At 68.5% G+C, this 22,117-nt stretch carries 22 protein-coding genes and 1 pseudogene; 16 read left to right on the forward strand and 7 right to left on the reverse strand.

Annotation, left to right across the window (positions count from 1 at the left end; genetic code table 11):
• The first annotated feature begins 63 nt into the window (after positions 1 to 63).
• Positions 64 to 564 (forward strand): hypothetical protein, encoded by a 501-nt coding sequence (locus J2W68_RS13860; protein WP_310236804.1) that lies wholly within the window; start codon positions 64 to 66, stop codon positions 562 to 564.
• A gap of 58 nt (positions 565 to 622) precedes the next feature.
• The gene (locus J2W68_RS13865) at positions 623 to 1,393 is read left to right on the forward strand and encodes a pseudouridine synthase (protein ID WP_310236806.1); all 771 of its coding nucleotides are present in this window, start codon (positions 623 to 625) and stop codon (positions 1,391 to 1,393) included.
• Here the strand turns inward: J2W68_RS13865 and J2W68_RS13870 are convergent.
• The 4 genes and pseudogenes from J2W68_RS13870 to tdh form a co-directional block, all read right to left on the reverse strand.
• Positions 1,353 to 1,723: pseudogene (locus J2W68_RS13870) on the reverse strand (HNH endonuclease). The gene J2W68_RS13865 and the pseudogene J2W68_RS13870 sit on opposite strands and share 41 nt — an antisense overlap.
• Positions 1,724 to 1,726: 3 nt before the next feature.
• On the reverse strand, positions 1,727 to 2,929 hold the full coding sequence (gene kbl, locus J2W68_RS13875; protein WP_310236808.1) for a glycine C-acetyltransferase: 1,203 nt from the start codon (positions 2,927 to 2,929) through the stop codon (positions 1,727 to 1,729).
• Between the two features lie 45 nt (positions 2,930 to 2,974).
• Positions 2,975 to 4,021 (reverse strand): hypothetical protein, encoded by a 1,047-nt coding sequence (locus J2W68_RS13880; protein ID WP_310236809.1) that lies wholly within the window; start codon positions 4,019 to 4,021, stop codon positions 2,975 to 2,977.
• 114 nt (positions 4,022 to 4,135) lie between these two features.
• Positions 4,136 to 5,170, reverse strand: coding sequence for an L-threonine 3-dehydrogenase (gene tdh / locus J2W68_RS13885; protein WP_310236810.1), 1,035 nt, complete (start codon positions 5,168 to 5,170; stop codon positions 4,136 to 4,138).
• Positions 5,171 to 5,408: 238 nt separating this feature from the next.
• Between tdh and J2W68_RS13890 the strand changes: the two genes are divergently transcribed.
• The 7 genes from J2W68_RS13890 (at position 5,409) to J2W68_RS13920 (ending at position 13,583) form a co-directional block, all read left to right on the forward strand.
• Positions 5,409 to 7,496: a S46 family peptidase gene (locus J2W68_RS13890; RefSeq protein WP_310236975.1), complete on the forward strand. Its 2,088-nt coding sequence runs from the start codon at positions 5,409 to 5,411 to the stop codon at positions 7,494 to 7,496.
• Positions 7,497 to 7,614: 118 nt separating this feature from the next.
• Complete coding sequence (locus J2W68_RS13895) at positions 7,615 to 8,259, forward strand: histidine phosphatase family protein (protein ID WP_310236812.1); 645 nt, start codon at positions 7,615 to 7,617, stop codon at positions 8,257 to 8,259.
• A 23-nt stretch (positions 8,260 to 8,282) separates the two neighbouring features.
• Positions 8,283 to 8,885 carry a hypothetical protein gene (locus J2W68_RS13900; protein WP_310236813.1) on the forward strand — a complete coding sequence of 201 codons (603 nt, stop codon included), beginning with the start codon at positions 8,283 to 8,285 and terminating at the stop codon, positions 8,883 to 8,885.
• Positions 8,875 to 10,143, forward strand: coding sequence for a bifunctional tetrahydrofolate synthase/dihydrofolate synthase (gene folC / locus J2W68_RS13905; RefSeq protein WP_310236814.1), 1,269 nt, complete (start codon positions 8,875 to 8,877; stop codon positions 10,141 to 10,143). Before J2W68_RS13900 ends, folC begins: the two co-directional genes overlap by 11 nt.
• A 55-nt stretch (positions 10,144 to 10,198) precedes the next feature.
• On the forward strand, positions 10,199 to 11,215 hold the full coding sequence (locus tag J2W68_RS13910; RefSeq protein ID WP_310150942.1) for an SPOR domain-containing protein: 1,017 nt from the start codon (positions 10,199 to 10,201) through the stop codon (positions 11,213 to 11,215).
• 74 nt (positions 11,216 to 11,289) lie between these two features.
• Positions 11,290 to 12,756, forward strand: a complete 1,467-nt coding sequence (gene purF / locus J2W68_RS13915; protein ID WP_310236815.1) for an amidophosphoribosyltransferase — start codon at positions 11,290 to 11,292, stop codon at positions 12,754 to 12,756.
• Positions 12,753 to 13,583, forward strand: a complete 831-nt coding sequence (locus J2W68_RS13920; protein WP_310236816.1) for a ferritin-like domain-containing protein — start codon at positions 12,753 to 12,755, stop codon at positions 13,581 to 13,583. The genes purF and J2W68_RS13920 overlap by 4 nt, the downstream gene beginning before the upstream one ends.
• Before the next feature lie 261 nt (positions 13,584 to 13,844).
• Here the strand turns inward: J2W68_RS13920 and lpxH are convergent, their stop codons facing one another.
• Positions 13,845 to 14,591 carry a UDP-2,3-diacylglucosamine diphosphatase gene (gene lpxH, locus J2W68_RS13925; protein WP_310236817.1) on the reverse strand — a complete coding sequence of 249 codons (747 nt, stop codon included), beginning with the start codon at positions 14,589 to 14,591 and terminating at the stop codon, positions 13,845 to 13,847.
• An 80-nt stretch (positions 14,592 to 14,671) separates the two neighbouring features.
• On the opposite strand from lpxH, the gene gltX reads away from it, so the two are divergent.
• The gene (gene gltX, locus J2W68_RS13930) at positions 14,672 to 16,084 is read left to right on the forward strand and encodes a glutamate--tRNA ligase (protein WP_310236818.1); all 1,413 of its coding nucleotides are present in this window, start codon (positions 14,672 to 14,674) and stop codon (positions 16,082 to 16,084) included.
• A gap of 143 nt (positions 16,085 to 16,227) precedes the next feature.
• Here the strand turns inward: gltX and J2W68_RS13935 are convergent, their stop codons facing one another.
• Positions 16,228 to 17,037 (reverse strand): kinase, encoded by an 810-nt coding sequence (locus J2W68_RS13935; protein WP_310236978.1) that lies wholly within the window; start codon positions 17,035 to 17,037, stop codon positions 16,228 to 16,230.
• Between the two features lie 76 nt (positions 17,038 to 17,113).
• Here J2W68_RS13935 and pdxH point away from each other — a divergent pair, with 76 nt between their 5' ends.
• From pdxH to J2W68_RS13965, 6 genes are all read left to right on the forward strand, one after another.
• The gene (pdxH, locus tag J2W68_RS13940; protein WP_310236819.1) at positions 17,114 to 17,722 is read left to right on the forward strand and encodes a pyridoxamine 5'-phosphate oxidase; all 609 of its coding nucleotides are present in this window, start codon (positions 17,114 to 17,116) and stop codon (positions 17,720 to 17,722) included.
• Between the two features lie 136 nt (positions 17,723 to 17,858).
• On the forward strand, positions 17,859 to 19,337 hold the full coding sequence (locus J2W68_RS13945) for a sensor domain-containing diguanylate cyclase (protein WP_310236821.1): 1,479 nt from the start codon (positions 17,859 to 17,861) through the stop codon (positions 19,335 to 19,337).
• A 70-nt stretch (positions 19,338 to 19,407) separates the two neighbouring features.
• The gene (locus J2W68_RS13950) at positions 19,408 to 20,202 is read left to right on the forward strand and encodes a cobalamin-binding protein (protein WP_310236822.1); all 795 of its coding nucleotides are present in this window, start codon (positions 19,408 to 19,410) and stop codon (positions 20,200 to 20,202) included.
• 141 nt (positions 20,203 to 20,343) lie between these two features.
• Entirely contained in the window at positions 20,344 to 20,961 is a 618-nt protein-coding gene (locus J2W68_RS13955; protein ID WP_310236824.1) for an NAD(P)-dependent oxidoreductase, read from the forward strand.
• Positions 20,961 to 21,329, forward strand: coding sequence for a DMT family transporter (locus tag J2W68_RS13960; RefSeq protein ID WP_310236826.1), 369 nt, complete (start codon positions 20,961 to 20,963; stop codon positions 21,327 to 21,329). The genes J2W68_RS13955 and J2W68_RS13960 overlap by 1 nt, the downstream gene beginning before the upstream one ends.
• The gene (locus tag J2W68_RS13965; protein WP_310236828.1) at positions 21,326 to 21,646 is read left to right on the forward strand and encodes a DMT family transporter; all 321 of its coding nucleotides are present in this window, start codon (positions 21,326 to 21,328) and stop codon (positions 21,644 to 21,646) included. The genes J2W68_RS13960 and J2W68_RS13965 overlap by 4 nt, the downstream gene beginning before the upstream one ends.
• A gap of 10 nt (positions 21,647 to 21,656) precedes the next feature.
• Here J2W68_RS13965 and J2W68_RS13970 read toward each other — a convergent pair whose 3' ends face one another.
• Positions 21,657 to 22,088, reverse strand: a complete 432-nt coding sequence (locus J2W68_RS13970; protein ID WP_310236830.1) for a DUF4426 domain-containing protein — start codon at positions 22,086 to 22,088, stop codon at positions 21,657 to 21,659.
• Positions 22,089 to 22,117: the final 29 nt, after the last annotated feature.

Genomic DNA, 22,117 nt, shown 5'->3' on the forward strand with positions numbered 1-22,117 from the left:
TCCCTTGTATGACGTGGACTTGGCGCCTACACTTCAGGCCAATTCGACCTCGGGGATCGTTCCATGCGTGCTTTGTTACTGCTGCCTTTGCTGGCCCTGCCATTTGCCGGCCATGCCGCTGATTGCAGCACTCTCGATACCCGCACGGCGCGCCCCATGCAGGCCACCGTGCTTGAGCCGGTGTCGCCGGAACTTGCCGCCCCGACCTACCGTCTGGGCACCAGCGCGGTACTCGCGCGCGCATATGACGAAGCCCAGTCCGCCGAGCAGGTCGTGCTCCGACTGGAAATCGAAAAGTGCCAGAACGTTGCGATGGTTGCGCCGGCGGCCGGTGCGGTCAGCGCCAACGATCCGGCTGCTTACGTCAAGCAGACCGAATTCGACAACACGCCTTACCGCTTCAACATGACCCAGGGCGGCAAGCGCATGACTGCCGACGATTTCGATGCATGGATCAAGGCCAATGGCTATACGGTGGGCAGCCGCCGTGCCGATCCGAACGCGCCGGCTACGCCTGCTGCGGTGGAAACCGCGGCGCCTGGTGAGACACCGCCCGTCGAATGATCGGCGCGTCGTCCTGCACTGACGGCATCACGACGGCCCGCGCAAGCGGGCCGTTCGCATGTCGAGGTTCCGCCTCTTGAAGCGCGTCGTGCGTCCGCCGCGCTACGGCCTGGCGCGCGTGTTGTCCAAGCGTGGCCTGTGTTCGCGCAGCGAGGCCGAGCGCCGCGTACGCGAGGGACGCGTGCGGGTCGCCGGAAAGGTTGTGCGTGATCCGGAATTTCCGGTTGCATTGGACGCCTCAGACATCGCGCTCGATGGCGATACGGCGCGTGCGGGCACACACCACTACCTGCTCCTCAACAAGCCGCGTGGGTTGGTGACGACGGCGCGCGATGAGCGTGGCCGCGACACGGTGTATCGCTGCTTCGACGGCGCGAGCCTCGGCTGGATCGCGCCGGTAGGCCGGCTCGACAAGGCCAGCGAAGGGCTGTTGCTGTTCACCAGTGATCCCGCGTGGGCCGCGCGCGTTACTGATCCGGCGCAGGGGCCGCAGAAGACCTATCACGTGCAGGTGGACGGGTTGCCCGACGCCGCGTTGCTTGAGGCGCTGGTGCTGGGCGTCGATGATGCGGGCGAGCGACTGCAGGCTGTATCCGCACGCCTGCTGCGTCATGGCGAGCGCAATGCCTGGCTCGAGATCGTGCTCGACGAGGGGCGCAACCGGCAGATCCGCAGATTGCTGACCGCGCATGCGCTCGGGGTGTTGCGACTCATGCGTGTGGCGATCGGTGATCTTGTGCTGGGCGATCTCGCCAAGGGCGCATGGCGCCCGCTGTCGGCGGAGGAGGTCAGCGCGTTGGCGCCGCCGTCGGATCCCGCCATCGGCTGAGGCGCGTCGCGAGCAAGGTTTCGACCACTTCGTGCGCGCGCACGTCGCGGGGACCCCGCGCATCGTGGCCCTTGCCCTTGTTGTGATTGCAGCGTGCGCAAGCCAGCGCGAGATTGCGCGGATCGTCAGCGTCGCCGCCGCGCGTCGACCGAACCAGGCCCACGGTATGACGTGTTCGAGTGTCGTAAGTCTGAGCGGCTCGCCGTCGTTGCGGACCTGCAACGCACTGCGGCAATGCAGACAACGCGTCGACCAGATGCCGTCGTCGAGAACGGCGAGGGCATCGGTTCGCGCTGCGAGCAACAATCGCCGTCGCAGCGAGGCGCGCATGACTCAGGCCTTCAGTACGCCCAACTCAACGCCGATGCGGGTGAACGCATCGATCGCGCGGTCCAGGTGTTCGCGTGTGTGCGCGGCGCTGATCTGGGTGCGGATGCGCGCCTGCTCCTTCGCGACGACCGGGAAGAAGAAGCCGATCGCGTAGATGCCTTCCTCGAGCAGGCGCTCTGCGAAGCGCTGCGCGAGCTTGGCGTCGTAGAGCATGACTGGACTGATCGGGTGCACACCGGGGCGCACATCGAAACCGGCGGCGGTCATCTTCTCGCGAAAGTAGCGCGTGTTCTCCACCAGCTGCGTGCGCAGGTCGCCGGCGGCGTCGAGCATCTCGAACGCCTTGATACCGGCCGCGACCACGTGCGGCGGCAGCGAGTTCGAAAACAGGTACGGGCGTGAGCGCTGGCGCAGCAGCTCGATAACCTCGCGCTTCGCGGTGGTGAAGCCGCCGAGCGCGCCGCCCATCGCCTTGCCAAGCGTGCCGGTGATGATGTCGATCCTGTCCAGCACGCCTTTCACTTCCGCCGAGCCGCGGCCGGTTTCGCCGAGGAAACCGGTCGCGTGGCATTCGTCGATGTGCACCAGCGCGTCGTACTTCGCGGCCAGTGCGGTTATCGCGTCGAGCGGCGCGATGTAGCCGTCCATCGAGAACACGCCGTCGGTGGTGATCAGGATCGTCTGTGCGCCGTCGGCCCGCGCCTTCTTCAGCTGTGTTTCGAGATCGGCCATGTCGCAGTTGGCGTAGCGGTAGCGCTTGGCCTTGCAGAGGCGCACGCCGTCGATGATCGAGGCGTGGTTGAGCGCATCGCTGATGACCGCGTCGTGCTCACCCAGCAGCGGCTCGAACAGGCCGCCGTTCGCGTCGAAGCACGCGGCATAGAGGATGGTGTCTTCCTTGCCGAAGAAGTCCGCAATGGTCTGTTCGAGTTGCTTGTGCAGATCCTGCGTGCCACAGATGAAGCGCACCGACGCCATGCCGAAGCCGTGCGTATCCAGCGCATTCTTCGCCGCGGCGATGATGTCCGGATGGTCAGCCAGGCCCAGGTAGTTGTTGGCGCAGAAGTTCAGTACCGTGCGGCCGTCTTCCAGCGTGATCTCGGCGGACTGCGGGCCGGTGATCACGCGCTCGGCCTTGAACAGTCCCGCGTCGCGGATCTCGTCGAGGGTGTCGGCGTAGCGCTGGGTGTTGGAGACGGCGGCCATCGGGCATTCCGGAAACGGGAAGGCCGCGATTCTACCAAGCGGCGGTCAACGGGCCTGCGCTGCCTCCGGCGACGGCGCACGTGCCGCGAGCCATTGCGTCCACACCGCATCCAGTTCGGTGATCGACGCCGGCAGTCCGGTCTGCGCGCCGTGTGCGGCCAGCCAGCCCGCCATGTCGCCGCCATCGGCGAGGAAGGCGGCGATGCGGCCGAACACCGCGGGATCGTCACTGGTGTCGAGTAGGAAATCAGCAACTCCGCGCGCCTGCACGTAGAACCAGCCCGCATCGCCGGTCAGGCGCTGCGCCTCCGCACCCGAGATCACGTGCGCGCCTGGCCCCCGGCTGGCCAGTTCGGACATGCGAGCCACCATCGGGTGCGCCATGTCGAAGAATGTCGCCAAGGGCTGCATATGAGCGGCTGCTTCCGGGCTGTGCAGTTTCGCGCGACGGTCGCCGGTCATCGCCTGCGACTCCATCAGCACGGCCGCCAGCTCGTCCAGCCAGTCCGGGCCAGGGCCGCCGTAGTGGCCAGCGCTCCGCGACGCATCGGTTGCAGGCGCGTCCCAGAACGCGCGGATCAGCAGCATGTGGCCGATCTCGTGCCGCAGCGCGCTGCGGTCCGTGGCGGTGTCGGGTGGTGCGCTCGCGCTGGGTAGGGTCGCGTCGATGCGCGCCTGCAATTGCGCCTCGTCCGCGCCCGGCATGCTGGCACGCAGCTGCCGCTCGAGTGCGCTGCGCTGGACGGCGCGGCGGTCCGCGGCGTCCAGCCAGGGTATCTGCCATGCCGCGCCGACCGCAGCCAGCGCCTGCCCGATGTCATCCGGGATGGCGCGGCCTTGCTCACCGGCGATCACCGCGCCGCGCGGGGCCGGTCGACCGAAATAGGTCTCGAAGCTGCTGGCGGCCAAGGCGGCATCCTCCGCGATCTGCCTCGCGGTCGCCGGGTTTGCCGCATGGAACCATCCCTGCGCCGTGGCCACGCAGCTCAGTTCGTGAAGCTGGAGAGTCGCCGGGCAGTCGCCGGCGTCAGCCGCGGTCGCCGAAGTAAAGGGCAGCAATGCTGCGAGCAACAGCGTGGTCCTGTGTCGCATTTCACGTCCTTGTCGTGGGTACAGACTCCGAACATAGGAGCCGGCATGCGCGCCGGAACGTGCCGCAGGTCATGGCCCGTCCCGCGCCGTTCGGACACGGGACAGGCCGAGGACTCAACGCCAGTCCAGCACCACCTTGCCCGACTTGCCCGATTCCATCAGGTCGAAGCCCTTCTGGAACTCGTCGGCCGGCAGCTGGTGGCTGAGCACCTTGCCGAGCGGGAAGCCCGACAGCACGAGCTGGGTCATCTTGTACCAGGTCTCGTACATCTTCCGGCCGTAGATACCCTGCACGGTGAGGCCCTTGAAGATGATGCGGTCCCAGTCGATGCCGGCGCCCTTGGGCAGGATGCCGAGCAGCGCGACCTTGCCGCCGTGGTACATGCAGTCGAGCATGTCGTTGAACGCGTGCGGGTTGCCGCTCATCTCCAGACCCACGTCGAAGCCCTCCATGTGCAGGTCCTTCATGACCTCCTTGAGCGAGGTGTTCGACACGTTGACCACGCGGGTCGCGCCCATGTCGGCGGCGAGCTTGAGGCGGAAGTCGTTGACGTCGGTGACCACCACGTTGCGCGCGCCGATGTGCTTGCAGATGCCTGCGGCCATCACGCCGATCGGGCCGGCGCCGGTGATCAGAACGTCCTCGCCGACGACGTCGAACTCCAGCGCGCAATGCGCGGCATTGCCGTAGGGATCGAAGAACGCGGCCAGCTCGCTCGGAATCTGGTCGGGGATCGGCCACAGATTGGTCGCCGGCATCACCACATATTCGGCGAACGCGCCGTCGCGGGTGACGCCGATGCCGATGGTGTTCGGGCACAGGTGGGGGCGGCCTGCGCGGCAGTTGCGACAGTGGCCACAGACCAGATGGCCTTCGGCGGACACGCGCTGGCCGACCTCGTAACCGGTGACCGCCGAACCCAGCTCGACGATGCGGCCGACGAACTCGTGGCCGATGACCAGGCCCGGGGTGATCGTGCGCTGGCTCCACTCGTCCCACAGGTAGATGTGCAGGTCGGTGCCGCAGATCGCGGCCTTCTCGACGCGGATCAGCACATCGTTCGGGCCTGGCGCAGGCACCGGCACCTCCGCCATCCAGATGCCCTTGGTCGCGTCGCGCTTGACCAGCGCCTTCATTGTCTGGGCCATTGTGTCGTGTCTGCCGGTGGCGGAAAGAGCCGGCGATTATACGGGGCGCCCCCGTCGCGGCCGTGCTGCAGCCGCACGTCAGCCAGCCGCCGTTGCCCTGCGCGGGGCCGGCGGGTTGGCTAGACTTGGCCCCCCCGTCACGATCCACAGGACCACCATGCGCCATTTGTTACTGGCCGCGACGCTGCTGGGCGTCTTCTTCAGTTGCAGTGCGCCGGCGGTGATGGCGGGCGAGGGCATGTGGGTGCCGCAGCAGTTGCCGGACATTGCGCCGGCGCTGCGCAAGGCGGGATTGAAGCTCGATCCGAACCGGCTGGCAGATCTGACCGGCGACCCCTTGGGCGCCGTGGTCTCGCTGGGCGGCTGCACCGCGAGCTTCGTCTCGCCGCAGGGTCTGGTGCTGACCAACCACCACTGCGCGTACGGCGCGATCCAGCTGAATTCGACCCCCGAGAACAACCTCATGCGCGACGGCTTCAATGCCGCGGCACTCGGCGACGAGATTTCCGCCGGCCCGAACGCGCGCATCTATGCCCTCGACAGCATCCAGGACGTCACCGCCGAAGTCCGCGCCGCGATCGACGCCGCGGCCGACGGTCTGGGCCGCACGACCGCGCTCGACACGATCGAGAAAACCCTCGTCGCGCGCTGCGAAGCAACGCCGGGCTACCGCTGCCGCCTGTACAGCTTCCTCGGCGGCAACAGCTACAGGCTGTTCCGCAATCTCGAGATCCGCGACGTGCGCCTGGTCTACGCACCGGCGGGCGGCATCGGCAGCTTCGGCGGCGACGTCGACAACTGGATGTGGCCGCGCCACACCGGTGACTTCGCGTTCTACCGCGCCTATGTCGGCCGCGACGGGCGGCCGGCGGAATACGCCGAGGACAACATCCCCTATACACCGCAACGCTTCCTGCGCCTGGCCGACAAGCCGCTGCGCGAGAACGATTTCGTCATGGTCGCCGGCTATCCGGGCCGCACCAGCCGCTACGCGTTCGCCGACGAGTTCTCCGAAACCGTCGCCTGGCGCTACCCGCAGATCGGCCGCCATTACCGCGCGCTGATCGATCTGGTCGAAGCGCGCGGCAAGGAAGATCCTGAAATCGACGTGCGCTATGCGAGCGCGGTGCGCGGCTGGCAGAACACGCTGAAGAACTACGAGGGCCAGCTGCAGGGCTTCGAGCGCATCGGCGCGCTGGCGCACAAGCAGTCCGAGGAAGCCGCGGTGCTCGAGTGGCTGCGCAGTCGTGGCGATGACGGCGCGGCTGCGCTCGATGCGCACGCGAAGATCGTCGCGCTGGAAGCGCAATCCAAGGCCACGCGCGAGCGCGATCTGGTGCTGTCGCTGCTGGACAACAGCGGCCTGCTGTCGACGGCCAACCGTCTGTACAGGCTGTCGATGGAGAAGGAAAAGCCCGACGCGATGCGCGAGCAGGGCTTCCAGGCGCGCGATCTGCCGGCGATCGAAGGCAGCCTGAAACAGATGGACCGCCGCTTCGTGCCGGCGATGGATCGCGAACTCACGCGCTATGCGCTACTGCAGTACATCCAGCTACCGCCCGAACAGCGCATCAAAGCGATCGACACCTGGCTGGGTGGCAACGACGCGGCCGCGATTGATCGGGCGTTGGATCGTCTGCAGCGCAGCACGCTGGGCAACAGTGACGAACGCCTGAAGTGGTTCGCTGCCGATCGTCACGAATTCCTGCGCAGTCGCGATCCCGCCCTGATGTATGCCGCAGCGGTGACGCCGGAACTGCTGCAGATCGAACTTGCGTCCAAGGCGCGTGCCGGCGATCTGCTGCAGCTGCGCCCGACCTACCTGCAGGCTGTCGCCGATTATCGCGGCGGCCGCAAGGAGGCCGTGTACCCCGATGCCAACTCGTCGCTGCGCATCACCTTCGGCAACGTCATGGGCTACACCAATCTCGCCGGCGCGCAGCAGACGCCATTCACACGTCTGGAAGAGATTCCGCCCAAGGCAACAGGCGCCGAGCCGTTCGATGCGCCCAAGGCGCAGCTCGATGCGATCGCCGCGCGTCGCGATGGCGGCCTGGCCGATCGTCGCCTGCGGAGTGTGCCGGTCAACTTCCTGTCCGATCTCGACGTCACTGGCGGCAATTCCGGCTCGCCGGTGCTCGATGCCGACGGTCGCCTGACCGGTCTGTTGTTCGACATGACCTGGGAAGCGGTGGTCTCGAACTGGGTGTTCGACCCGGCGATGACGCGGACGATCTCGGTCGACCAGCGCTACATCCGCTGGGTGATGCAGGAAGTCGATCCCGCGCCGCGTCTGCTGCAGGAAATGGGCGCCGCACCGCGCTAGGCCCTGTAGGAGCGCGTTCGCGCGCGATGGGGCTTTACTGGGATGCCCTTCGCGCGCAAGCGCGCTCCTACAAAGGGGTTCCTTTAGACTGTCGAGCCCTTCGCAAGGAACCCGCACGATGAGAATCCTGCTTGCCCGACACGGCGAAACGCCGTGGAACGCCGAAGGCCGGTATCAGGGGCAGGAGGACATCGCGTTGTCGGAGGTCGGCGAGCGCCAAGCGGCGTTGCTCGGCCAGCGCCTGGCCGATGTTCGCATCGATCGCGCCGTCGCCTCGCCGCTGTCGCGCGCGGATCGCACCGCGCGTCTCGCGCTTGGCGCGACGCGCGAATCGATGCTGCGGACCGACGCCGGCCTGGCCGAAATCGCCCACGGCACCTGGGAAGGTCTGCTGGCCAGCGAGATCCGCGAACGTGATCCCGAGCGCTTGGCCGCGTGGCGCGATGCGCCCGATACCGTGCAGATGCCCGGTGGCGAATCGCTGCAGCAGGTGTTCGACCGCGCCTGGCCGGCGTTCGCGCGTGCTGTCGACGGCCTCGGCCCGGATGACACCGCGCTGATCGTCGCCCACGACGCCGTCAACCGCGTGATCCTGTGCCGCGTGCTCGGCATTCCGTTCTCGAAGCTGTGGACGTTTCGCCAGGCCCCGACCACGTTGAACCTGCTCGAAGGGCCGGACGTCGATCACCTTGATGTCGTGCGCCTCAACGATTGCGCGCATCACACTGCGTTCTTCGGTGAGGCGGTGCATCGGGCGCTGTAGACGGAACAGATACGACAGCCACCGTGTCCACCTGGCGAAGTCTGTGGTTCGGCACCGAGGCGCCGACACCGAGACATGTCGGTGCGCTGGTCGCCGTGCTCACAGTGTGTGGCCTGCTGCTGCTTGGACTGTTCATCGACTTCATTCCGCCCGCGGTCTTTCGTGGTCGGCAGGCCGTGATCCTGTTCGGCGTCATCGGTCTGGCTCTGACCGGACTGTTCTATGGCGCGCTGATCCGCACAGGCATCCGCACGGGCGTCTGGCCGTCGGACTGGAAACTCTGGCTGTTGGCGCCCGCCATGCCGGTGTTTCTGGGATGGATCGTCTGGCTCGTTCTCGCCAAGGCGGTGCCATGGGCGATCACGCGCCCATTCGGAAGCGAGCACGAGATGCAGGCGGTCATGCAGACCTCTCATCGCGCCTCGCGACGTTCATGCGACTACCGGTTGAAGGGCGGCCCGCTCGCCGGGACGATGCCGTCGTTCATCTGCATCAGCAGCCGGTACTACCACCGGTATCCAGACCGGACGGTGCGGGTCAGACTTGTGGGGAGATCCACGGTTCTGGGTTTCGCCGTGATCTCCGTCCACCACGTCTCCAGCGCCGAACATCTCCATGCCGACTGATCTCTCCACATGGCTCGCGCGCATCGAAGCGCGCCACCCGACTGAAATCGAGATGGGCCTCGACCGCGTCGGCGCGGTCTACGCGCGCATGGACTGCGGACGCCCGGCTGCGCAGGTGATCACGATCGCCGGTACCAATGGCAAGGGATCGACGGTCGCCTTCGTCGAGTCGATCGCGCGCGCGGCGGGCTGGCGCGTCGGCGCGTATACCTCGCCGCATCTGCTGGCCTACAACGAACGCGTGCGCATCGACGGGCGTGACGTTGAGGACGCTGCGCTGGTCGAGGCATTCGAGGCGGTCGAGGGCGCGCGCGGTGACACGCCGCTGACCTATTTCGAAACCGGCACGCTGGCCGCCCTGTGGCTGTTCGCGCGTGCCGGGTTGGATCTGGCCGTGCTCGAAGTCGGCCTCGGCGGCCGGCTCGATGCAGTCAATATCGTCGAACCCGATGTCGCGGTGATCACCACCGTCGGGCTCGATCACCAGGACTGGCTGGGCGACGACATCGAAGCGATCGGGCGCGAGAAGGTCGGCATCGCGCGCGCATGGAAGCCGCTCATCGTCGGCGAGACCGATCCGCCGGCAAGCGTGCTGCAGCACGCCTATCGCATCGGCGCGGTCGCGATCCGCGGCGGCAGCGATTTCCTGTATGCGCCGACGGATGCGGGCACGTGGACCTGGCGCGAAGTCGGCTTCGAAGTCGAGCTGCCGATGCCGGCGTTGGCTGCGCCTGTGCAGCTGCGCAATGCGGCGGTCGCGATCGCCGCGATCCGCGCGCTGGACCGCGATGTCGACGATGCCGCGCTCGCGGCCGGAATCGCAAGCGCGACGGTCGCTGGCCGTCTGCAGCGTTTCGAGCGCCAGGGCGTCGAGATCGTCGTGGACGTCGCGCATAACCCGCAGGCGGCGCAGGCGCTGGCCGACTGGCTGGTCGCCGCCCCGGCGGCCGGGCACACGGTCGCGGTGTATGCCGCGCTCGCGGACAAGGACGCGGCGGGCGTGGTCACGGCGCTGGGGGCGTCGATCACCCACTGGCACCTGGCGGGTTCGACCGCGGCCGGCGCGCGTGGCCAGGATGCTGCGGCGCTGCGTGCTCGGGTGTCCGACGCACTGTCGGGCGACGCCAGCGAGCACGTCGATGTCGAAGCTGCGCTCGCCGAAGCGCTCAACCGGGCCGCCGCCGGCGACCGCGTCCTGGTGTTCGGCACGTTCCACGCCGCCGCAGCGGCGCTGCGGGTGTTGCAGGGCAGGCGTTAAGAAGCAGGGCGGTACGGCGCGTATAATTCGCGCGGCACCCGTGTCCGGATCCCGCATGTCGCCTGCATTGAAACAACGCCTGATCGGCGCCGCCGTGCTGATTGCGCTCGCGGTTATTTTCCTGCCGATGCTGATCAAGGGCCCCGCGCCCGCGAGCGGCCTGCCGAACATGTCGCTCGACGTGCCTGACGCGCCTGCGGGGGACTACAAGACCGTCGATCTGCCGCTGATCGCGCCGCCACCGGCGCGCGCAGGCGGCGCGCTGGCGGGTGCGCCGTTGTCGGAATCGGCGTCTGCCGCGCCGGCAGCGACCCGTCCCGATGGCGGTGCCTTGCCGACCGTCGACACCGCGCAGCAGGAGAATCCGCTGCCCGTGACCGTCGCCGGTGGCGGTTATGCCGTGCATTACGCTGCGTTCGCCAGCGAGGCGGATGCCGAGGCGATCCTGCGTCAGCTCGGCGCCTCCGGCCTGCGCGGCTACCGTGAAGCGTTTACGCTCAACGACAAGCCGGCGCAGCGCGTGCGGCTGGGGCCCTATGCCAACCGCGCCGATGCCGAGATCGTCCGCGTGCGCGCGGCGCAGGTCCGTGACGACGTGACGCCGCGTGTGGTCACGCTCGATGCAGGCGCCCGTCCCGACGTGGCACGCCCCGAAACGCCGGCACCAGCTGCCCCGGCAGCGTCGCGCCCGGTGCCTGCGCAGACGCCTGCGACGCCAACCACCGAGCAATTGCCCGAAGAAGCGCCGCCTGCGCGCACGCCGCCGGCGCAGACACCGCCTGCCGCCACGCCTGCGCCGCCGCCGGCCACGCCCGCAGCGGCGGCACCGACGTCTGGCACCGGTTTCATCGTGCAGTTGGGCGCCTTTAGCAACGCGGCCGAAGCCGACCGCCTGCGCGATCGTCTGCGCGGTGCCGGCATCACCGCGTTTACCGATTCGGTCGATACCGACAAGGGCCGCCTGACCCGGGTCAAGGCCGGCCCGGTCGCGACGCGCGGCGAAGCCGACCAGCTCAAGACGCGCGTCCGCAGCGCAGTGGGCGTCGACGGTCTGGTCCGCTCGCACCCCTGACCGGCGCGCGAATACGTCGTCCCACACTTCATACCGGCGCGTCCGCGCGCCTCAAGCAGAACTGGAAATCGAACATGTGCGGGATCGTCGGGATTGTCGGAACCTCTGAAGTCGCAGCCGCGTTGTACGACGGCCTGACGGTGCTGCAGCACCGTGGCCAGGACGCGGCCGGCATCGCCGTGGCCAGCGGCACGGTGATGCGCGTGCACAAGGGCAACGGCCTGGTGCGCGACGTGTTCGACATCAAGGCGATGGACCTGCTGCAGGGTCGCGTGGGCATCGCGCACTGCCGTTATCCCACCGCCGGCAGCGAAGGCCACGACGAGGCGCAGCCGTTCTACGTCAACTCGCCCTACGGCATCGCGCTCGCGCACAACGGCAACCTGGTCAACACCGACCAGCTGCGCCAGCAGGTGTTCGAGACCGACCGCCGCAACGTCAACACCGATTCGGATTCCGAAGTCCTGCTCAACGTGTTCGCGCACGAGCTCGACCGTGAAAAGGCGCTGACCCCCGAGGCCGCGTTCCGCGCCGTCGAAGGCGTCAATCGCCGCGCCAAGGGCGGGTATGCCGTGGTGGCGACGGTGCTGGGCCTGGGTCTGATCGCGTTCCGCGATCCGCACGGCATCCGGCCGCTGGTGCTGGGCAAGCGCGAGACCGCCGAAGGCACCGAATACGCGGTGGCATCGGAATCGGTCGCGCTCGACATCCTCGGCTTCGAGCACCTGCGTGACGTCGAGCCGGGCGAGGGCATCGTGATCACACCGCGCGGCGAACTCCACCATCGCCAGTGCGCGCCGCAGCAGCCGCATGCACCGTGCATCTTCGAATACGTGTACTTCGCGCGCCCGGACTCGATGATCGAGAACATCTCGGTGCACAAGGCGCGCATGCGCATGGGCGTGACGCTGGGCGAGAAGATTCTGCGCCTGCGCCCCGATCACGACATCGACACGGTGATCCCGATTCCGGACACCTCGCGCGACGCGGCGCTGGAGATCTCCAACACCCTCGGCGTGAAGTACCGCGAGGGCTTCATCAAGAACCGCTACGTCGGCCGCACCTTCATCATGCCGGGGCAGGGCGAACGCGCGAAGTCGGTCAAACGCAAGCTCAATCCGATCCCGCTGGAATTCCGCAACCGCGTGGTGCTGCTGGTCGACGATTCGATCGTGCGCGGCACCACGTCCAAGCAGATCGTGCAGATGGCGCGCGACGCCGGTGCCAAGAAAGTGTATCTCGCATCGGCCGCGCCGCCGGTGCGGCACCCGAACATCTACGGCATCGACATGCCGTCGGTCGACGAGCTGGTTGCGCACAACCGCACGGAAAAAGAGATCGAGGAATTCCTCGGCTGCGACTGGCTGATCTATCAGGATCTGGCCGATCTCGAAACCGCCGTCGCCGGCCCGAAGTTCCCGGACCGCCGCTTCGATAGTTCCTGCTTCAGCGGCGAATACGTCACCGGCATCGAGGCCGGTTATTTCGAGCGCCTGCAGCAGCTGCGCAGCGACGACGCGAAGAAGAAGCGCCGCGCGTGAATAAGGCGGTGGTCGCGGACGCCGCGGATCTGTTCGCGGCAGCGCGCCACTGCCTGGATGCGCGCGATCCCGATGACAAGATCGCGCTGACCGGCGCCTATGCGCGCCGGTTTAAGGACGGCGCGCTGCCGCTGGACGCGAGCGCGCCTGCGCCGGAACCGATCGGCATGCCGGGGCGCCCCGAGCGCCCGAAGCTCGTGCATCCGCGCGAGCTGCCGCGACGTGGTTTCGGCAGCGAAGAAGGCCGTGCGGCCTTCATCCACGCGATCGCCCATATTGAACTCAACGCGATCGATCTCGGCTGGGACGCGGTCTACCGCTTCCGCGATCTGCCCGCCGATTACTACGCCGACTGGGTGTCGGTGGCCGCCGACGAAGCGCGGCATTTCGTGCTGCTGCGCGATCGTCTGCGCGATCTCGGTTTCGACTACGGTGATTTCGACGCGCACAACGGCCTGTGGGAAATGTGCGAGAAGACCGCGCACGACGGCATGGCGCGCATGGCGCTGGTGCCGCGCGTGCTCGAAGCGCGCGGCTTGGACGTGACGCCCGGGATGATCGTCAAGCTGCGCTCGCTCGGCGATCACGAGACCGTCGGCGTACTCGAAGTGATCCTGCGCGAAGAAGTCACGCACGTCGCCGCCGGCAGCCGCTGGTTCCGCTGGTTCTGCGAACGCCGCGGCGTGCAACCGGAATCGACGTTCCGCGATCTGCTGTCCGAGTACGCGCGCGCCGTCCTGCACGGCCCGTTCAATATCGACGCTCGCGCGGCGGCTGGCTTCAGCGCAGAAGAGCTCGCGGCTTTGCACGCCATCGCCGAACGCTGACCGCGACGCTTCCCCTGTAGGAGCGCGCTCGCGCGCGAAGGCTTTTCCCGGTGCACCCGATCGCGCGCAAGCGCGCTCCTACGGCGGTGCTGTTCCGATTACGGCTCGCAGCGCCGCTGCGGGATCCAGCGAAGAAAACTGGTGGCTTTGCAGGCGATCGCAGAGCGCTAGCGCTTCGTGTAGGAGCGCGCTCGCGCGCGATGACGCTGTCCGGCAATGCCGATCGCGCGCAAGCGCGCTCCTACAGCCGTGCTGTTGCGATTACGACTCGCAAGCCAGCGCTGAAAGCTCCAGCCGCCCGTCGGCATACGCACGCAACACCGAGCCCTGCTCGAACCAGTCGCCCAGCACGATACGTCGGCAGTCCCGGCCGCCAGCCTGCAGCTCGTGGATCGCCGGGCGATGCGTATGGCCGTGGATCATCGTGTCGACGCCGTAGCGGCCGAACCAGTCCTCGACCGTGGCCGGCGCTACGTCGGTGACGGTTTCCATCGTGCCGTCGCCGCGCAGCGTGGCGGCACGCGCCTGGCTGGCGTCGCGCGCCTGCTGGGCGAACGCGAGTCGCGCGGCCAAGGGCTGCGCCAGCATCTGCGCCTGCCACGCCGGATTGCGTACCTGCGCGCGTACCGCCTGGTACTGGACATCGCCGGTGCACAGCAGATCGCCGTGGGTCAGCAGCACGGGGCGGCCGTAGAGCGTGATCACCGCGGGATCGGGCAGAAGTGACATGCCGGCGCGACGCGCGTAGTCGTGACCGACGAGGAAATCGCGATTGCCGTGCATGAAGGCGACCGGCACGCCGGCGGTCGACAGCGCGGCCAGACGTTCGGCGACCTGGGCACCGGCTTCGGATGGATCGTCGTCGCCGACCCACGACTCGAACAGATCGCCGAGCACGTAGAGCGCATCCGCGCAGCGGGCTTCGCCGTCGAGGAATGCGAGGAACAGCGCGGTGATCTCCGGACGCGCCGGGTCCAGATGCAGGTCGGAGATGAAAAGCGTCGTCATGGCGCCATTGTAATCCGGCCGCCGGGGCCGGCCGGACGCGGCGGTTAGAATGCGCCCTGTTCCCACGCCGAGTTCCGCGCATGTCCTGCCGCACCCGTTTCGCCCCCAGTCCCACCGGCTACTTACACATCGGCGGCGCGCGCACCGCGCTGTACTGCTGGCTGGAGGCGCGGCGTCGCGGCGGCGAATTCGTGCTGCGCATCGAGGACACCGACCGCGAGCGCAGCACCCAGGCCGCGATCGACGCGATCCTCCAGGCGATGGACTGGCTGGGCCTGGACTACGACGAGGGCCCGATTTACCAGACCCACCGGCTGGACCGCTACGCCGAAGTCGCCGAGCAGCTGGTCGCGGCCGGCAAGGCGTATTACGCCTACGAGTCGAAGGCCGAACTCGACGCGATGCGCGAGGCCGCGATGGCCGCGGGCGACAAGCCGCGCTACAACGGCGCGTATCGCGAGCGCAACGCGCCCAAGCGCGATGATCCCAATCGCGTGATCCGCCTGAAGAATCCGCAGGACGGCACCGTGGTCTGGGAGGACAAGGTCAAGGGTCGCATCGAGATCGCCAACAGCGAACTCGACGACCTGGTGATCTTCCGCCCGGACGGCTACGCGACTTACAACTTCGCGGTCGTCGTCGACGATCTGGACATGGGCATTACCGATGTTGTGCGCGGGGACGACCACGTCAACAACACCCCGCGGCAGATCAACATCTACCGCGCGCTCGGCGCCGACGTGCCGGCGTTCTCGCATCTGCCGATGATCCTCGACGAGCAGGGCGCCAAGCTCTCCAAGCGCACCGGCGCGGCGGACGTCATGCAATACCGAGACGCCGGCTACCTGCCGCACGCGCTGCTGAATTACCTGGTGCGCCTGGGCTGGTCGCATGGCGACCAGGAGATCTTCTCGATCCCCGAGATGCAGCAGCTGTTCGACCTCAAGGACGTCAACGCCAAGGCCGCGCGTCTGGACATGGCCAAGCTCGGCTGGCTCAACCAGCAGTATCTGAAGTCCGATGATCCGGCTGCGGTCGCCGCGCATCTGGAATGGCATCTGCGCAATGACGGGTACGACCTGTCGGCGGGCCCGGCGCCGGCCGATGTCGTGATCGCGCTGCGCGATCGCGTGCAGACGCTCAAGGAAATGTCCGAGCGCGCGGCGGTCTGGTATCGCCCGATTGCCGCCTACGACGACAAGGCCGTTGCCAAACACCTGAAGGCCGAAGCCCGCGCACCGCTGACCGATGTCCGCGCGCGCTTCGCCGCGTTGTCGGACTGGAACGTCGAGGCGATCGATGCTGCGTTCCGCGAGACCGTCGAGACACTCGGTCTGGGCATGGGCAAGGTCGCGCAGCCGCTGCGCGTGGCCATCACCGGGACACAGGTCAGCCCCGACATTGGGCATACCGTGTATCTGGCGGGGCGCGAGGCAGCGCTCGCGCGGATCGATGTGGCGATCGGGATGATCCCGGAGGCCGACCCCGCCTGAGGCCGCGTCGCCATCGGGTCCGCGCGACGGGCGCCCGTCGCCGCGTTCTGGCATCGCGATCAATGGGCTTGCTTGCACGGGCTGAAACGGCCGTCGTGGCCGATCATCGCCGCGGTCCGAGCGCGCGCACCGCCCCGGTCGCCTCAGTGCGCAGTCACGATCCGCCGCCTGGCATCCAAGGTAACCACCGTGTCCGCCAGCGTCGGCAAGGACCGCAACGCCTGCCGGCTCACCCGCTCGTAGTGCTGCACGAACCGTGCGACGGCGCTCGCATCCATGCCGCCGCGACCGGGCTGGGCAGCCTGCAACGCCTGTTCCTGCTGCAGGCGCCAGTCGAACACCACGTCGAAACCCGGCGGCTGCAGGAACAGCAGCCGGTCGAGGCCGGCCCACAGGGCCGGGTAGTCGCGGGCGAGGGCGGTGTTGCACCAGCGGCGCCAGGTGCCGGCGGGGTCTTCGTCGCGTTCGAGTGCGTTGACCGGCTCAACGAGCGCGGTCGCGGGCTCGGGCGGGGTGCCGACGCACCAGCCTTCGAACAACAGCAGGTCGAGGCCGTGGACCGTCGGCCAGTCGGTTTCCGGCACGCGGCGGTCGCCGAGTTTGTCGAAGCGCGGCAGGCGGATCGGTGTGCCGGCGCGCACGGCGGCGAATGCGGCGAGGCCCAGCGCGACTTCGTGGGTGCCGGGTGGGCCACGGGTGGCGAGCAGTGGATGCACGTCGCGGGCAAGCGCCTGGCGTTCGCCGCGGTCCAGGTAGAGATCATCGAGCGACAACACGGCGGCACGCAGGCCGCGTGCGTTGGCGGCGCGGACGACCTGCGCGGCGAGCGTGGATTTGCCGGTGCCCTGCAGCCCGCTGATGCCAAGCACCTGCGGCGCGCCGCAGGCCGAAAGGTCGGCGAGCAGGGTGTCGACGAGCGTGTCGGGCCAGGGCGAAGGTGGTGCGACGTTCATCGGGAACACGATAGCGCGGCCGATGCGTGCTGCGCCGCGAATCGACATCGCGGCGGGCTGCAGCGATCATCGACGCATGACCATTGCAGCCCCCACCCTGCTGTCCGAAGCCCTCGACACCTTCGCCACGCTGTTCGACGAGGCGCAGGCCGCGGGCGAACCCGATCGCACCGCGATGACCGTCGCCACCGCCGCGCTCGATGGCCGGCCGTCGGCGCGCACCGTCCTGCTGAAGGCCTGGGACGAAGGCGGCTTCGTGTTCTACACGCATCTCGATGGCCGCAAGGGCCGCGAGTTGCAGGAGAACCCGCACGCCGCGCTGCTGTTCCACTGGCCGCGTGTGCGCAAGGGCGTGCAGGTACGGATCGAAGGGCCGGTGGTGATCGTTGGCGACGACGAAGCGGATACGTATTTCGCCTCGCGGCCGCGGGGCAGCCAGCTCGGCGCGTGGGCGTCGAAGCAGTCCGAAGTGCTCGACACGCGCGAGACCTTCGAGCAGCGGCTGGCCGATCTCGAACGCGAATTCGAAGGCCGCGACGTGCCGCGTCCGCCGCGCTGGTCGGGTCTGCGCGTGCGGCCCGATCGCGTCGAGTTCTGGTACGGCGCCGAGTACCGCCTGCACGAGCGCTGGCTCTACGAGTGCGACTGCGCCGGCGACTGCCGCAAGCGGATGCTGTATCCGTGATCACCGGGTGACTTCGACTGTGGTCTCTGTCGCAGTGTTCCTCGCATGTCCATCCGCATCACTGTAAAAGGGTCTTCACACGCCCGGCGCTCGGACGGCTGACAACAGTCTCTGCGCCCGATCACAGCAGGATCCGATGGACAAGACGTGGTTGTGGCACTGGTTGTTGCCGCCCGAGCGATTCCCGCTGGAAGCCACGGAAGCCTATATGCGCGCGGTCGGCGTCGTGCTGATCGCCCTGGCCGCGATCGCACTGATCGGCGCGATGGGCGCGATGGAACTCGTGCTGGGCGGCACGTTCGGCCGCTACTTGATGGTCATCGTGCTCCTGCTGCTGCTCACCCTGGCCGGGTTTCGCCACTACGGCGGCGTGACCCGCTTCGGTCACCTCACGGTCGGCGTGGTGATCCTGGGCATCGCGGTGTTGATGGCGATGACCGGTGGTCGTGCCGTGGGCGGCGCGATGATGCTGCCGCTGTTCGTGCTGTTGGCGATGCTGGTGCTGCCGCGCTGGCAAGGCCTGCTGTGGGCCACGGTGGCGGTGGCGGCGATCGGCCTGTCGTATGCGCTTGCAAGCGCGGGCGCGCCCGCCTGGCTGCGCCCGCACCCGCAGTGGGCGGCCAGCGCCGGGTATCGGGTGCCGATCGCGCTGTGCGTGCTGGGCGCGATGTTCGGGCTGTATTTCATGCGCAGCTACCGCGAACTGCTCGCAGGTCTGGAGGCGTCGCGTCGCAGCGAAACCGAGCTGCTGCGGATCGCCACCCTGCAGAAGGAACGCTTCGTCGATTTCGCCCTGGTGGCGGCGGACTGGTTCTGGGAAACCGACGCCGAAGACCGGCTGGTCCATGTCTCGGCCGGCTTCGGCGACGCGCTGGGCCTGAGCAACGAGGAGGTGATCGGCTGCACGCCGACGCAGGTCGCCTCGCGCCTGCTGCCGCCGGACCGGGCCGCCGCGGTGGCCGATCTGCTCGCCGCGCGATCCGACTTCACCGGTCAGCTCCTGCGCGCGTCGAGCGCCGACGGCGAGCACCGCGTCCTCAGCAACAGCGGCCGCGCGCTGTGGTCGCGCGAGGGTGAATTCCTCGGGTACCGAGGCGCCGCGGTGGATGTCACCGCACTGCAGGGCCTCAACGAGGAATTGCGGTACATGGCCGAGACCGACTCGCTGACAGGACTGGCCAACCGCCGCTCCGTGTCCCGGAGCATCGAGTCCGCACTGGGTGGCCGGGGCTGGCTGCTGTTCATGGATCTGGACGGGTTCAAGGCGATCAACGATGCCCACGGCCACGATGCCGGCGATGCCGCGCTTCGCGACGTCGCGCAGGCGCTGCTGCGCTGCGCCCGCGACACCGATGTGGTGGCCCGTCTGGGTGGGGACGAGTTCGCGATCCTGCTGCTCAACGACAAGCACAAGGCGGCCGAACTGGTCGCCACCCGGGTGCTGGACGAGGTCGCCGCCGTCGCCGCCACGGACACGCGCTTCGAAGGCCTGGGCATCAGCATCGGCATGGCACGGCTGGACGGCGCCGGGAGCGTGGATCAGGCGCTGATCCGCGCCGACGCGGCCTGTTACGCGGCCAAGCGCGCCGGTCGGCACCGGTTCGAGACCGGCTGAACACGCGCGCGGTCACGGGCGCCATCCGCACATGCGCGACAATGCCTGCAGCTTCCGATCGAGTCGCCGCATGGGTCCGCAACGCATCGTCTGCCTGACCGAAGAACCGACCGAAGTGCTGTACGCGCTCGGCGAGCAGGACCGCATCGTCGGGATCAGCGGCTTCACCGTGCGTCCGCCGCAGGCGCGCAAGGAGAAGCCCAAGGTCAGTGCGTTCACCAGCGCGAAGATCGACGAGATCCTCAAGCTCGAACCGGATTTCGTCGTCGGCTTCTCCGACATCCAGGCCGACATCGCCGCCGAGCTGGTGCGCCGCGGCGTGGAGGTGTGGATCAGCAATCACCGCAGCGTCGACGGCATCGTCGACTACGTGCGCCGCTTGGGCGCGCTGGTCGGCTGCGCGGCGCGCGCCGATGCCTATGCCGACGAACTGCGCCGCGGACTGGATGCGATCGAGGCGCAGAGCGCGCGCCTGCCGCAGCGCCCGCGCGTGTACTTCGAGGAATGGGACGAACCGATCATCACCGGTATCCGCTGGGTCGCGGAACTGGTGCGCATTGCCGGTGGCGACGACGTGTTCCCGGAACTGTCGATCGAGCCGCTGGCCAAGGCGCGCATCCTGGCCAATGGCGATCCGGTGATCGCGCGCGCGCCAGACATCATTCTCGGCTCCTGGTGCGGCAAGAAATTCCGCCCCGAGCGCGTCGCCGCGCGGCCGGGCTGGCACGCGATTCCGGCGGTGCGCGACGGCGAGCTGCACGAGATCAAGTCGCCGCTGATCCTGCAGCCGGGTCCCGCGGCCCTGACCGACGGGGTGACCGCGATGGCGAGGATCGTGCAGGCCTGGGCACAGCGGCAGGGCTGACGCGGCGCGGTCGCGTGGCGCGCAGGGCCCTGTGCCCCACGCGCGGCGGGACCCCGGAACAGTGGGTTGCGATGCCGTGACCCCGCCTGCGCCGGCAGGCGCCTAGCATGGCGCCTCCCCACACCGCAGGTGCAGTCCCCCATGCAGCGCATCGCACTGATCGGCATCACCGGACGCGCAGGCTCGCGTATCGCCAGCGAACTGCTGGCACGCGGCCATCGCGTCACCGGCATCGCCCGCAACACCGCCGACACCCCGGCCCAGGCCGGGCTGACCCTGCAGTCCGCCGACGCTTCGCGCGCGGACGCGATCGCGCCGCTGCTGCAGGGCCACGATGTCGTGGTCAGCGCGACGCGCTTCGACGGCGGACCGACCGCCGACGTGCTGCTCGATGCCGTGCGTCAGGCTGCGGTTCGTCGCCTGCTGGTCGTCGGCGGTGCCGGCAGTCTGGAGGTCGCGCCGGGCGTGGCGTTGATCGACACGCCTGAATTTCCGGAACGCTACAAGGCCGAAGCCGGCGCTGGCCGCCGCTTTCTCGACACCCTCCGCGGCGCCGACGACGTCGACTGGACTTTCGTTTCGCCCGGCGCGGTGTTCGAACCCGGCACCCGCACCGGCGCGTTCCGTACCGGTGGCGATGCCCTGCTGGTCGACGCGGACGGCAACAGCGCAATCTCGATGGAGGATTACGCGATCGCATTCGCCGACGAGATCGAACATCCCGCCCACGTGCGCGCGCGGTTCAGCGTGGCCTACTGATGGCGGCGGCGGGACGCGGCACCGGCCGCTACTGGGCGCTGGTGTTCGCCGGGGGCCTGATCGAGACAGTCTGGGTGGTCGGACTCAAGGCCGCGACCACGCCGCTGGGCTGGGCAGTGACGATCGGCGCGATCGCGGTGAATTTTGCGCTGCTGATGCGCGCGATCCGCTTCCTGCCGGTCGGTTCGGTCTATGCCGTGTTCTGCGGCCTGGGCGCGGCGGCGTCGGTGGTCGCCGAGACCGTGTGGTTTGGTGAGCCGGTGCAGCCGGCGAAGATCGCGTTGATCGCATTGCTGATCGTCGGCGTCGCCGGGCTGAAGCTGGTGACACCACTGGCGCCGGCGCCCGACGTGGAGAAGTCCCCATGACCGGCTGGCTGTTCGTGTTCGCGGCCGGCCTGGCGGAAGTGGCCGGCGTGATCGCGATGAACGCGATCAAGCAACGGCCGAGTGCGTTGGCCTATGCGCGGCTGATCGCATGCTTCGGCGTGAGCTTCGGCCTGCTGTCGCTGGGTCTCAAGAGCGGCATGTCGATCGCGATCGCCTACGCGGTGTGGGTCGGCATCGGCACGGTCGGCGCGGTGGTCGTAGGCATCCTGCGCTACGGCGAATCGGCGCGGCCGCTGCGGCTGTTCTTCGTCGCCCTGGTGCTCGCCGCGGTGGTCGGGCTCAAGCTGATCGGCTGAGCCCGCGTCGTCAGCGCGGGATGTCGCGATTGAAGCGCAGCGTGGTGCGGGCACCGTCTTCGGCGGTGATCTGCAGGTCGAGACGCAGCGTGTCCGGACCGCTGACGCGCGCGACGGCGACATGTTCGACCAGGCCGTCGAGATCGACGGCATCGAAGGCCAGCGTCTGGCGCACGCCGCGCAGATCGCGCGCATCGCCGGTGATCTGCACCGGCACCGACACGTCGCCGCGTTGCACGCTGACCAGCACCAACGCCCGGTCGCGCGCGGGCTCGATCGCATAGCGCCGCGCCACCGCCGCGCCCATGTGCGCGGCCGGCACCACGCTCGCCATCACTTCGGCATCGCCGAGCATCGTCTGCGCGGGCATCGCCGCGTTCTGCGCGCTGGTCTGTGCGTCCGCTTCGTTGGAGGGCGCTTGTCCGCAGGCGGTCGCGAGCAACGCGAGTCCGGCGAGGCAAACCGCGCGCG

The organism is Luteimonas terrae (assembly GCF_031457535.1).
In the GTDB taxonomy this organism is placed as follows: domain Bacteria; phylum Pseudomonadota; class Gammaproteobacteria; order Xanthomonadales; family Xanthomonadaceae; genus Luteimonas; species Luteimonas terrae_A.

Bases quoted from the DNA above. Each gene is read 5' to 3' on its own strand.
- J2W68_RS13860 (WP_310236804.1), top strand. From the start codon at position 64: ATGCGTGCTTTGTTACTGCTGCCTTTGCTGGCCCTGCCATTTGCCGGC.
- J2W68_RS13865 (WP_310236806.1), top strand. From the start codon at position 623: ATGTCGAGGTTCCGCCTCTTGAAGCGCGTCGTGCGTCCGCCGCGCTAC.
- kbl (WP_310236808.1), bottom strand. From the start codon at position 2,929: ATGGCCGCCGTCTCCAACACCCAGCGCTACGCCGACACCCTCGACGAG.
- J2W68_RS13880 (WP_310236809.1), bottom strand. From the start codon at position 4,021: ATGCGACACAGGACCACGCTGTTGCTCGCAGCATTGCTGCCCTTTACT.
- tdh (WP_310236810.1), bottom strand. From the start codon at position 5,170: ATGGCCCAGACAATGAAGGCGCTGGTCAAGCGCGACGCGACCAAGGGC.
- J2W68_RS13890 (WP_310236975.1), top strand. From the start codon at position 5,409: ATGTGGGTGCCGCAGCAGTTGCCGGACATTGCGCCGGCGCTGCGCAAG.
- J2W68_RS13895 (WP_310236812.1), top strand. From the start codon at position 7,615: ATGAGAATCCTGCTTGCCCGACACGGCGAAACGCCGTGGAACGCCGAA.
- folC (WP_310236814.1), top strand. From the start codon at position 8,875: ATGCCGACTGATCTCTCCACATGGCTCGCGCGCATCGAAGCGCGCCAC.
- J2W68_RS13910 (WP_310150942.1), top strand. From the start codon at position 10,199: ATGTCGCCTGCATTGAAACAACGCCTGATCGGCGCCGCCGTGCTGATT.
- purF (WP_310236815.1), top strand. From the start codon at position 11,290: ATGTGCGGGATCGTCGGGATTGTCGGAACCTCTGAAGTCGCAGCCGCG.
- lpxH (WP_310236817.1), bottom strand. From the start codon at position 14,591: ATGACGACGCTTTTCATCTCCGACCTGCATCTGGACCCGGCGCGTCCG.
- gltX (WP_310236818.1), top strand. From the start codon at position 14,672: ATGTCCTGCCGCACCCGTTTCGCCCCCAGTCCCACCGGCTACTTACAC.
- J2W68_RS13935 (WP_310236978.1), bottom strand. From the start codon at position 17,037: ATGAACGTCGCACCACCTTCGCCCTGGCCCGACACGCTCGTCGACACC.
- pdxH (WP_310236819.1), top strand. From the start codon at position 17,114: ATGACCATTGCAGCCCCCACCCTGCTGTCCGAAGCCCTCGACACCTTC.
- J2W68_RS13945 (WP_310236821.1), top strand. From the start codon at position 17,859: ATGGACAAGACGTGGTTGTGGCACTGGTTGTTGCCGCCCGAGCGATTC.
- J2W68_RS13950 (WP_310236822.1), top strand. From the start codon at position 19,408: ATGGGTCCGCAACGCATCGTCTGCCTGACCGAAGAACCGACCGAAGTG.
- J2W68_RS13955 (WP_310236824.1), top strand. From the start codon at position 20,344: ATGCAGCGCATCGCACTGATCGGCATCACCGGACGCGCAGGCTCGCGT.
- J2W68_RS13960 (WP_310236826.1), top strand. From the start codon at position 20,961: ATGGCGGCGGCGGGACGCGGCACCGGCCGCTACTGGGCGCTGGTGTTC.
- J2W68_RS13965 (WP_310236828.1), top strand. From the start codon at position 21,326: ATGACCGGCTGGCTGTTCGTGTTCGCGGCCGGCCTGGCGGAAGTGGCC.